A 2,987-nucleotide genomic window follows, 5' to 3' on the forward strand; every position below is an offset into this window, starting at 1 on the left:
CGATAATTTAGCCTCTTAGTGAAAACAAAGACTAATTGGAAAGTGTTCCAAAAATGCCCCTGTATTTTCAATTCTTCACCACACACCATTTAAATCGATTTCAATGTAAATGGTTGCTTGTAAGAATATAAAATGTTGTTGAGGTAGAAGTATAAATTTTACAAGTGCGATGTAATTGGATAGGGAATATCTTGAAAAAAGTTAACGATTGGGTGAAATTTAATTGGGAACTATCGGATCTTGTTTTATTGTGTTTAATCAATTTATTGGTAAGGGTCTGAGGAGGTTAAATAAATTATTTTTACGATCTATTGTTTTTTTAGAAAAGAATGCCGCTTCAGACGACATTCTTAACCTATTTATGTCTGTTAAATCGATAGATAATCAGTTAGCGGGACCATGAAAACAATAAGTTTCCTAATGGATCGATAATCTCAAAGTCATATTGAACGGGTTGTTCCAGTTCAGCCATAAGACTCTCACTGATACCAAAGCCATTTCGATAAGCTGAACCTATTGTATTTATCACCCCTGTTCCAGTGTCTACGGGTAAAATATTTCCCCCTGATTTCGAAAAAACATTTCCAAACATAGTAGACATGTATTGATAAGACCTTAAGAAAGAGGTGGTTCGATTGAGATTAATTTCATAGTCTGGCCCATTTTTTCTTTTAAATGCCAAGCGACCAATTGAGCCTACGGGAATTGAAGTATTTAAGTGTGGGCCTTGAATCGAATGTATTTTAATCGTATCGACGATGTTAAAAAGGATGCCTGATAACTCTTGCCTATATTCTTTATCTAACAAAGCAAATTGATATTGGCCTACTGAGCCCTGAGTATTCATGAACAACTGATTACCGTTTAACATGATGGCATCATTCTCAGTAGGCTTATCGGCCTTAAAGCGAATATAAGGATTAATAATTATATTTTCACCTTTTTGATTCAGAGCACTTACCGTAATTGGAATACCCTTTGCTAGATAAGGTACATTTTCAAAAGACAGAGTTTGTCCATCTAATTCAATATTTTTCGCAAGAGTCATCCAAGAATGATTTTGATTATAGACGTGGGTTTCTGATGTTTCGGTCTTGCTGTAATCGACCTCAAGATTATAAGTTATCAGCTCCTCCCCTTGAAGTTGTTTGTGGAGGGTTAGGGTGGAGGGTTGGAAGCTTCCTAAAAACGTTAGGTTTCCCCGTGAATCTACAATTAGGTCTTCAGAGCCCGAAACTGTGTACGGTCCCGTAAGCCAGTTTTTGCTATAATGGTTGAAAATGTTGTTCAGAAATGGAGAGACATTAACCTGCACCGATTGTTGGTTAAATTTATCATACACTATTCTATAAACTCCATTTTCTTCTGGATGAAGTAAGGAAGGCGTACCATAGTGGTCGATCACTTCATTTAACCCCATACTACTTATCGCCACAAAGTCTATTGCTTGATGGGGGGTGATATGATTTCGTTCACGGCAATCAAACGTGAGCAGTGATTCATGCGTTTGATTTTCGGGCACTCCATAAATTTTGTCATCAAAGAGGACCGTCGCCGATGGATCAGAAAAACTCAAACTGCAGGTGGACCAAGCCTTTTTTCCGTCACTTCCAGGGACTTTTTCTCCTGTGGAATTAATGAATTGAACGCCTAGGTTACGGCCAGTTACATTAACGTCATTCAATAATAAATGTAAGGGCAAATCTTTATCCCTTTTAGTGTAGAGACTATCCGCTATATTAAGGTTTAAACGTAGATCTGTTTTATCTACATTCACTCTGTAATAATCGGGATGATGGGGGATGTACGAAGAAAGTTTATTTTCGTTAATTGAGACAGAGACTAAGAAGGTTTTTACCTCTTTGTTAGAAACTATGAGAAAACCGTCCTCAATTCTCCCAGCCTCGTCGGGGCCCACCTCGAGTTCGACTAAGGAGGTTACATCTATTCCATTGCTCGTTACAAGAAGACGATATGGAATATCTACATGAGCTTGTAATGCTTTTGGGAAGGCGGGAAGGTTGACTGTTATTCCGAACATTGTCACATAATCACTCAACGTTACTATTTCATAGTTTAAGCTGGCCTCTACTAAATTGGGGTGTTTGACCAAGATCTTATGTCGGCCTGTGTTCTTTGGATCAGACAGATACTCGTGGAGAGCGGCCAGAGATAGCTCTTTTCCATCAATTACATAGGTTAACAGCTCTGCTCTAACAGAGTGAATCTTTCCGTCCGCGCTAATATACGAAACCAAAGGGAGGACTTTTGCTCCAACAGGCAAGAAACGCTTTTGAGGGTCCGTAATTAACCTGCTTCCCTTAATTTGTTCTTCTTTTATTTTAAAGTATTTCGCGTATTTTCGGCCGTTCGCTTGAATTTTAATTAAAAGGTTGCTGCCTTGAACATTTGCTTCGGTTGGGGTGATGAAGATATTGCCGACGGCATCACGTTGGATTAGTTTTTCATTTGTGGTCTCTAATTGCACATCGCTCTGTTTTAATGGGAAACGGCTAGACATCCCTAAGGCGTAACTATGTCCTACTTTAAGCACATCATCAGTCAACACGACTCCCGTGTGTAAATCGATGAAAGTTAAGTTTAAAAATGCCGTCCCTAAGTCATTCGAATCAATTTTTAAGTAATATAAATCACCATTCCGTTTGTTCTTTAGCTTCACTTCACCATCTTTGAGCGCGACGATTTTCTTATCTTTGGTTAGTTTTATGAATTCTTTTCCTGACATTACCTCTAACTCTATGGCCTCGTTGCAGCACGCTGTTTGAGGTCTGCTCTTCACTATTTCTGAAAAATCAACCACTTCATGTGGTGAGAGGAGAAATTCTCCGGTAAATATCTTCTGCACCTCAGACCCTCCTTTCTCCTTACAACCGAGAAGAAGCAGCAGTAGACCAAATAAAAAGAGTATTTTTAATTTCATAAGTAAAAAACCTAATCTAAATATAAAGAAAGATAGTTATTAACCT

The 2,987-nt window shown here is 38.2% G+C and carries 1 protein-coding gene; it reads right to left on the reverse strand.

Going from position 1 to position 2,987, the window contains the following annotated elements:
• Nucleotides 1-388: 388 nt before the first annotated feature.
• The gene (locus tag AB4589_RS24280; RefSeq protein ID WP_372101858.1) at nt 389-2,941 is read right to left on the reverse strand and encodes a hypothetical protein; all 2,553 of its coding nucleotides are present in this window, start codon (nt 2,939-2,941) and stop codon (nt 389-391) included.
• Nucleotides 2,942-2,987: the final 46 nt, after the last annotated feature.

Origin of the sequence: Vibrio sp. 10N.222.49.A3 (assembly GCF_041475145.1) — a bacterium.
Classification (GTDB): domain Bacteria; phylum Pseudomonadota; class Gammaproteobacteria; order Enterobacterales; family Vibrionaceae; genus Vibrio; species Vibrio tasmaniensis_A.

What these genes read in the sequence shown, in the direction of transcription:
- AB4589_RS24280 (WP_372101858.1), bottom strand. Translation starts at nt 2,941, where the DNA reads ATGAAATTAAAAATACTCTTTTTATTTGGTCTACTGCTGCTTCTTCTC.